Raw genomic sequence first — 7,209 nt, 5'->3', positions numbered from 1 at the left:
TGGACGTTCACCGGCGAGGCCGCGGCGGCCCGCCGCGCCACGCTGCGCGCGCGCAGCGAGCGGCAGCAACTCCAGCTCATGCAGGACGAGCTCCGCGAGGCGGGGGCGCCGAGCGCCCTCGTTCTCGGGGCCGACGTTCCGGCGCTCGACGACGCCGCGCCGAAGCTGAAGGTCGTCGTCCGCTGGCGCGCCGAGGGGTACGCCCTCGTGGACGGCAAGCGGCTCCTCCTTCCCCCCTCGCCGCTCGCCGCGATCGACCGCTCCGACTGGGCCGCCGACAAGCGCGAGACCGACGTCGATCTCGGCGCTCCGCGCATCCGCACCGACGTCGTGACGGTCGCCCTTCCCGAGGGATACACCACCCTCTTCCCGCCGCGCATGGAGACGGCCGGCCCGAGCGGGAAGTTCGAGTTCAACGCCAGCCTCACCGCGCCCGGCCAACTGACGATCAAGCGCACGCTCAGCGTCGAAGGCTCGCGCTTCCCGGCCGCGCAGTGGCCGACGCTCCGCGCGTTCCACCTCAAGGCCGCCGAAGCCGAGCGGCACGCGTTGATCATCGAGCCGTCCGCGCCCTGACCGCGCGGCGCCGCGCCAAAGAAAACCGCCGCCGGCCCGAGGGTCGGCGGCGGTTTCGAATCCGGGGAGAAACCCCGCTCAGACGTAGCTTTGCAGGGTCTTGATGTAGTTCGCGCGCTCGAAGGCGTTCGGATCCGGGCACTTCCGCTGGCTCATCACGCCGACCAGCTTGGAGACGCTCTCGTACTCGTTCCGGTCCATCCAGGCCGCGAGCTCTTCCTCGATCCGGCGCAGGTGCTCGGCCCCGTACTTCAGCAGCGCCGAGCAGACGTGCACGACGTTGGCGCCGCACATCAGCATCTTCACGGCGTCCCGCCCGGAGTGGACCCCGCCCGTCGCGGCGAGGTCGGCGTCCACCTGCTTGTAGAGGATCGCGATCCAGCGCATCGCCAGCCGCGCCTCGTACGGCGTCGAGAGCTGGATGTTCGGCTGGACCTCGAGGTTCTCCGGATCGAGGTCCGGCTGGTAGAAGCGGTTGAAGAGCGCGAGGCCGTTCGCCCCCGCCGCCGCCAGCCGCCGCGCCATCTCCGGCACCGACGTGTGGTAGGGGTGCATCTTCACGGCGAGCGGAATCTTGACCTCCTTCCGCACCTCGCCGACGACGTCCTCGTAGACCCGCTCGACCTCGGCGGCGGAACGCCCGCATTCGGTCGGCAGGAAGTAGATGTTCAGCTCGAGCCCGTCGGCCCCGGCCTGCTCGATCTTCTTGGCGTACTCCGTCCATCCGCCGGGGGAAGCGGCGTTGAGGCTGGCGATCACCGGCATCTCGACCGCTTCCTTGGTGCGCCGGACGTGCTCGAGGTATTCCTCGGGCCCGCGGTGGAAGTCGCCGGGGTCGGGGAAGTACGACACCGCCTCCGCGTAGCTCTCGGCGCCGTACTCCATGAAGTGGTCGAGTTCCTTGGTCTCGAACTCGAGCTGTTCCTCGAACAGCGAGTGAAGGACGATCGCCCCGGCGCCGGCGTCCTCGAGCAGCCGGACCTGCGGCACCTCGCGCGACAACGGCGAGGCCGACGGGACGAGCGGACTCTTCAGCCGCAGCCCCATGTACGTCGTGGTCAAGTCCATCGTCGCTTCCCTCCGTCGGGTCAGGCTCAAATAGACGGTCCGGCGGCCTTCGCGGCAAGCTGTTCGTAGTACGCGCGCTTGGCGGCGACGTTCCGCTGGGCCTCGGCCAGCAGCTCCTTGGCCCGCTCCGGCTGCGCCTTCATCAGCATCTTGTAGCGCGCCTCCATGCCGGTGTAGTCGGCGAGGGGGATCGAGGCCGGCCGGGAGTCGATCGAGAGCGGCGCCTCGCCCTTCTCGGCGCGGGCGGGATCGAAGCGGTAGAGCAGCCAGTGGCCGGACGCCACGGCGGCCTTTTGGTTGTCGGTGCCGGTGCGCATGTTGATGCCGTGCGCGATGCAGTGGGAGTAGGCGATGATCAGGGACGGGCCCGGATGGGCCTCGGCCTCGACGAACGCCTTGACCGTCTGCGGGTCGTCGGCGCCCATCGCAACCTGCGCGACGTAGACGTCGCCGTAGGCCATCGCCATCAGGCCGAGGTCCTTCTTCGGCCGCGGGCGGCCGGCGGCGGCGAACTTGGCCACCGCGCCCATCGGCGTGGACTTCGACATCTGGCCGCCGGTGTTGGAGTAGACCTCGGTGTCGAGGACGAGGACGTTGACGTCCCGCCCGGAGGCGAGGACGTGGTCCAGCCCGCCGTAGCCGATGTCGTAGGCCCAGCCGTCGCCGCCGACGATCCAGACGCTCCGGCGGCAGAGCGCGTCGCTGACGCCGGCGAGGCGCGCCGCCTCGGGCTCCTTCATCCCCGCGAGCAGCCCCCGCAGCTCGGCGACCCGCTCCCGCTGGGCGCGCAGCTCGGCCTCGGTCTTCTGCGGCGCGTCGAGCAGCCCGGAGACGAGCGTCTCGGGGAGGCGCGGCGCGAGCGCGCGGACCAGTTCCTTGGCCTGCTTCTCGAGCTGGTCCACCGTCAGGCGGAAGCCGAGGCCGAACTCGGCGTTGTCCTCGAAGAGCGAGTTGGCCCAGGCCGGGCCGCGCCCTTCCTTGTTCCGCGCCCACGGCGTCGTCGGCAGGTTGCCGCCGTAGATCGACGAGCAGCCGGTCGCGTTGGCGACCATCGCCCGATCGCCGAACAACTGGCTGAGGAGCTTGACGTACGGCGTCTCGCCGCAGCCGGCGCAGGCGCCGCTGAACTCGAACAGCGGCTGCAGGAACTGCGAGCCCTTGACGGTGTCGATCCGCACCGCCGTGCGGTCCGGGTCGGGCAGCCCGAGGAAGAACTCGAAGCAGGGCTTCTCCGTCGCGCGCAGCGGGAGCTGCGGGGCCATGTTGATCGCGCGGAGCTTCGGCTCCTGCTTGTTCTTGGCCGGGCAGAAGTGGACGCAGAGGCCGCAGCCGGTGCAGTCCTCGGGCGCGACCTGGATCGTGAACTTCGCCCCCGGGAAGTCCTTCGCCTTGTAGTTGACCGACTTGAACGTCGCCGGCGCGGCGGCGAGCGCCTCCGGCGGGTAGACCTTGGCGCGAATCGCGGCGTGCGGGCAGACCAGCGAGCACTTGTTGCACTGGATGCAGGTCTCGGGATCCCAGACCGGGATCTCCAGCGCGATGTTCCGCTTCTCGTAGCGCGCGGTGTCGGCCGGGAAGGTGCCGTCGGCCGGCAGCGCCGAGACCGGCAGCGCGTCCCCTTCGCCCTTGATGATCGCCGCCGTGACCTTCTTCACGAACTCCGGCGCGTCGTCCGGGACGACCGGCGGCTGCTCGATCGTGCTCGTCGCGCGGTCCGGGACCTTGAGCTCGTGCAGGTGCTCGAGCGTGACGTCCACGGCGCGGAAGTTCTGGGCGACGATCGCGTCCCCCTTCGCCCCGTAGGTCTTCTTGATCGACTTCTTGATCTGCTCGATCGCCTCGTCCTTCGGCAGCACGCCGGAGATGGCGAAGAAGCAGGTCTGCATGATCGTGTTGACCCGCCCGCCCATGCCGGCGTTCTTCGCCACCTCGAAGGCGTCGATCACGAAGACCTTCAGCTTCTTGGCGATGATCCGCTCCTGGTGCAGGCGCGGCAGCCGGTCCCAGACCTCCTCGGCCGGGTACGGGCTGTTGAGCAGGAAGACGCCGCCGGGCACGGCCTTCTCCAGCACGTCGTACCGCTCGAGGAACGACCAGTGGTGGCAGCCGACGAACTGCGCCTTGTCCAGCAGGTAGGCGGAGCGGATCGGCTTCATGCCGAAGCGGAGGTGGCTGACGGTGATCGAGCCGGACTTCTTGGAGTCGTAGACGAAGTACCCCTGGGCGAAGTTCTCCGTCTCCTCGCCGATGATCTTGATCGTGTTCTTGTTGGCCCCGACCGTGCCGTCGCTGCCGAGCCCGAAGAAGAGCGCGTGGAAGACGCCCTGCGCCGGCAGCGTGTACGACGGATCGTCGTCGAGCGAGAGGTGCGTCACGTCGTCCACGATCCCGACGGTGAAGTTGTTCTTCGGCCGGTCCTTCTTCAGCTCGTCGAGGACCGCCTTGACCATCGCCGGGGTGAACTCCTTCGACGACAGGCCGTAGCGGCCGCCGACGACGTTCGGCAGCGCGAACGGCAGCCCGCCGCGCATCGCGGCCTGGGCGAGAACGCCGACGACGTCGAGGTAGAGCGGCTCGCCGGCCCCGCCCGGTTCCTTGCAGCGGTCGAGCACGGCGATCTTCTTCACGGACTTCGGCAGGGCGGCGATCAGCCCGGCGGCGGAGAACGGCCGGAACAGCCGCACCTTCACCACGCCGACCTTCTCCCCCTTCGCCGAGAGATCCTCGACCGACTCCTCCGCCGTCTCGGCGCCGGAGCCCATCACGACCAGCACCCGCTCGGCGTCGGCGGCGCCGACGTAGTCGAACAGCTTGTAGCGCCGCCCGACGACCGCGGCGAAGCGGTCCATGACCCGCTGCACCGTCTCCGGCGTCGCGGCGTAGTAGGGATTGGCCGCCTCGCGCCCCTGGAAGTAGACGTCGGGGTTCTGCGCCGTGCCGCGGATGACCGGGTTCTCCGGCGAGAGGCCGCGGGCGCGGTGGGCCGCCACCGCCTTCTCGTCGATCAGCGCCCGCAGGTCGTCGTCGCCGAGGCAGTTGATCTTCATCACCTCGTGCGACGTGCGGAAGCCGTCGAAGAAGTGGATGAACGGCACGCGCGCCTCGAGCGTCGCCGCGGTGGCGATCGCCGCGAAGTCGTGCGTCTCCTGCACCGACGAGGCGCAGAGCATCGCCCAGCCCGCGGGGCGCGCCGCCATCACGTCGGCGTGGTCGCCGAAGATCGAGAGGGCGTGCGCGGCGAGGGCGCGGGCCGCGACGTGGAAGACCGTCGGCGTCAGCTCGCCGGCGATCTTGAACATGTTGGGGATCATCAGCAGCAGGCCCTGCGACGAGGTGAAGGTCGTCGTCAGGGCGCCCGACTGCAGCGCGCCGTGGACGGCGCCCGCGGCGCCCCCTTCGCTCTGCATTTCGTAGACGCTGGGGACGGTGCCCCAGATGTTCTTCCGCCCGTCGCTGGACCAGGCGTCGGAAAACTCGCCCATCGGCGAGGAGGGGGTGATCGGGTAGATGGCGATGACTTCGTTGACGCGGTGGGCGACGCTCGCCGCGGCTTCGTTGCCGTCGATCGTCTTGACTTCCCGCTCCATTAAAGCCTCCTTTGGCTGGCGTTTGCGGACAGGTCGGCCGGTCTCGCTCGACTCTGGTCAGCGGAAAACGGCATCGTACGGGCGCCCCTCGCGCGAAGTCAAACCGTCCCGGCCCCGCGCTTAGGGCGCAACCAGAGTGGTCACTCGCCGCGAACGGCGCGGACCGCCTTCTCTTCCTCGTCCGCGAGCTTCGCCATCTCGCGCTCGTGGTCCGCTTCCAGATTGCGGAGACGCCCTTCGTCCTGCGCCTCGGCCGCCTTGGCCGTCGCCGTCTTGTGCAGGAAGAGGAGCTCGTCCCGGCGGGTCTTGAAGTCGGCGCGCAGGGCGGAGATCCGCTCCCGCTGCTCGGCGCTCAACTGCGCCTCGTCCCCGCCCCCTTCCTTCGCCTTCAAACGCTCCATCGCCAGTTCGTAGGCGGACTTCAATCTCTCTTCCATGTCGCCTCCGGGTTTCCAAGATACTCGCACAGCGCCGATAATCGGCGCCGCCATGTGCGGCCGCTTCGTTCTCGCCGATCCAGGACGGGCCCTCGCCCGTCTCTTCGCCCTCGCGCTCCCCGCGGGGGCGGCGCCGCGTTGGAACATCGCGCCGCTCCAGCGGATCCTCGCCGTCCGCGCCGCCACCCCGCCGGGCGCGTCGTCCGAGACGTTCGCGCCGTCGTGGGGGCTCGTCCCCCGCTGGGCGGTGGACGACCGCGCCGCGGCCAAGCTGATCAACGCCCGCGCCGAGACCGCCGCCGACAAGCCCGCCTTCCGCGAGGCGTTCCGCCGCCGGCGCTGCCTCGTCCCGGCGGACGGATTTTACGAGTGGGCGCGCCCCGGAAGAAAGCCGTTCCTCTTCGCCCTCGCCGACGGCGCGCCGTTCGCCTTCGCCGCCCTCTGGGAGAGCTGGACCCCGCCCGACGGCGGGGCGCCGCGGGAGACCACCGCGATCCTGACGACGGCGCCGAACGAGCTGGTGGCGAAGATCCACGACCGGATGCCGGCGATCCTCGACGAAGGCTCGTTCGCGGCCTGGCTCGACCCGGCCTCCGACGACCCGGCGCCGCCGGCGCGGCTCCTCCGCCCCTTCCCCGCCGCGCGGATGACCGCGCGTCCCCTCGCCCCGCACGTCAACGACGCGCGCCGCGACGGTCCGGAGTGCCTCGAGCCGGCGCCGCCGCCGGCGCCGGGACTCTTCGACTGATGCGCCTTCCGTCCCCCCGCGCCTCCCTCTTCTGGCCGCAGATCCGGCTCGGCCTCTGGACGCTCGTCGCGCTGTTCTTCCTCGGCACGATCGGCTTCAAGCTCGCCGGCGGCGAAACGTGGACCACGCTCGACGCCGTCTTCATGACGGTCATCACCATCTCGACCGTCGGCTACGAGGAGGTCCACCCGCTGACCCCCGCCGGGAAGATCGTCGCGATGGCCCTGATCCTCGGCGGCGTCGGCACGCTGGTCTACGTCTCGGGCAAGATCGCCGAGGGGGTCGTGAACGGACGCGTCTTCTGGCGGCGCCGCGTCGCCGCCCGGGTGAACCGCATGCAGGACCACGTGATCGTTTGCGGCTACGGCCGCGTCGGGCAGTCGATCGTCCGCACGCTCCGCGGGCAGGGGCTTCCGTACGTCGCGATTTCCCTCGAGCAGCCGGAAGAGGAGGACGACGGCGTCCCGGTGATCGTCGGCGACGCGACCGACGAGGACGTGCTGCGCCGGGCGGGGATCGACCGGGCGCGCGCGCTGATCGCCGTGCTCGGCAACGACGCGGCGAACATCTTCGCCATCCTGACCGCGCGCTCGCTGCGGCAGGACCTCTACATCCTCAGCCGCTGCAGCGAGACGCGCAGCGCCTCGAAGATGATCGCCGCCGGCGCGCAGCGGGTGCTCAACCCCTACGAGCGGGGCGGCCAGATGATGGCCCACATCGTCCTGCGCCCGCAGCTCAGCGACTTCATGGAGGACCTCTTCGCGCGCGAGCTGGAGGTCAACGTGGAGGAGGT

The 7,209-nt window shown here is 70.3% G+C and carries 6 protein-coding genes; 3 read left to right on the top strand and 3 right to left on the bottom strand.

The window, feature by feature from the left end:
- Positions 1–576 (top strand): hypothetical protein (locus LLG88_04560; protein MCE5246179.1); only part of this gene is annotated, 576 nt, incomplete at its 5' end.
- A 78-nt stretch (positions 577–654) separates the two neighbouring features.
- On the opposite strand, the gene LLG88_04555 is transcribed toward LLG88_04560, so the two are convergent.
- The 3 genes from LLG88_04555 to LLG88_04545 all read right to left on the bottom strand — a co-directional run bounded on the left by LLG88_04555 (position 655) and on the right by LLG88_04545 (position 5,668).
- A complete protein-coding gene (locus LLG88_04555) occupies positions 655–1,644 on the bottom strand; it encodes a dihydroorotate dehydrogenase-like protein (GenBank protein MCE5246178.1) in 990 nt (329 codons plus the stop codon).
- Positions 1,645–1,670: 26 nt separating this feature from the next.
- On the bottom strand, positions 1,671–5,231 hold the full coding sequence (gene nifJ, locus LLG88_04550; protein MCE5246177.1) for a pyruvate:ferredoxin (flavodoxin) oxidoreductase: 3,561 nt from the start codon (positions 5,229–5,231) through the stop codon (positions 1,671–1,673).
- 140 nt (positions 5,232–5,371) lie between these two features.
- Complete coding sequence (locus LLG88_04545; GenBank protein ID MCE5246176.1) at positions 5,372–5,668, bottom strand: hypothetical protein; 297 nt, start codon at positions 5,666–5,668, stop codon at positions 5,372–5,374.
- 52 nt (positions 5,669–5,720) lie between these two features.
- Here LLG88_04545 and LLG88_04540 point away from each other — a divergent pair, with 52 nt between their 5' ends.
- Both LLG88_04540 and LLG88_04535 read left to right on the top strand, forming a co-directional pair.
- The gene (locus LLG88_04540) at positions 5,721–6,416 is read left to right on the top strand and encodes an SOS response-associated peptidase (protein MCE5246175.1); all 696 of its coding nucleotides are present in this window, start codon (positions 5,721–5,723) and stop codon (positions 6,414–6,416) included.
- Positions 6,416–7,209, top strand: a 794-nt coding sequence (locus LLG88_04535; protein ID MCE5246174.1) for a potassium channel family protein, incomplete at its 3' end; no start/stop codon positions are given. The genes LLG88_04540 and LLG88_04535, both read left to right, overlap by 1 nt.

Source organism: bacterium (genome assembly GCA_021372775.1).
Classification (GTDB): Bacteria; Acidobacteriota; Polarisedimenticolia; order J045; family J045; genus JAJFTU01.
This window is presented reverse-complemented; position numbering and strand designations above follow the sequence as displayed.

Coding starts and splice junctions, on each gene's coding strand:
- LLG88_04540 (MCE5246175.1), top strand. CDS start 5,721: ATGTGCGGCCGCTTCGTTCTCGCCGATCCAGGACGGGCCCTCGCCCGT.
- LLG88_04545 (MCE5246176.1), bottom strand. CDS start 5,668: ATGGAAGAGAGATTGAAGTCCGCCTACGAACTGGCGATGGAGCGTTTG.
- LLG88_04555 (MCE5246178.1), bottom strand. CDS start 1,644: ATGGACTTGACCACGACGTACATGGGGCTGCGGCTGAAGAGTCCGCTC.
- nifJ (MCE5246177.1), bottom strand. CDS start 5,231: ATGGAGCGGGAAGTCAAGACGATCGACGGCAACGAAGCCGCGGCGAGC.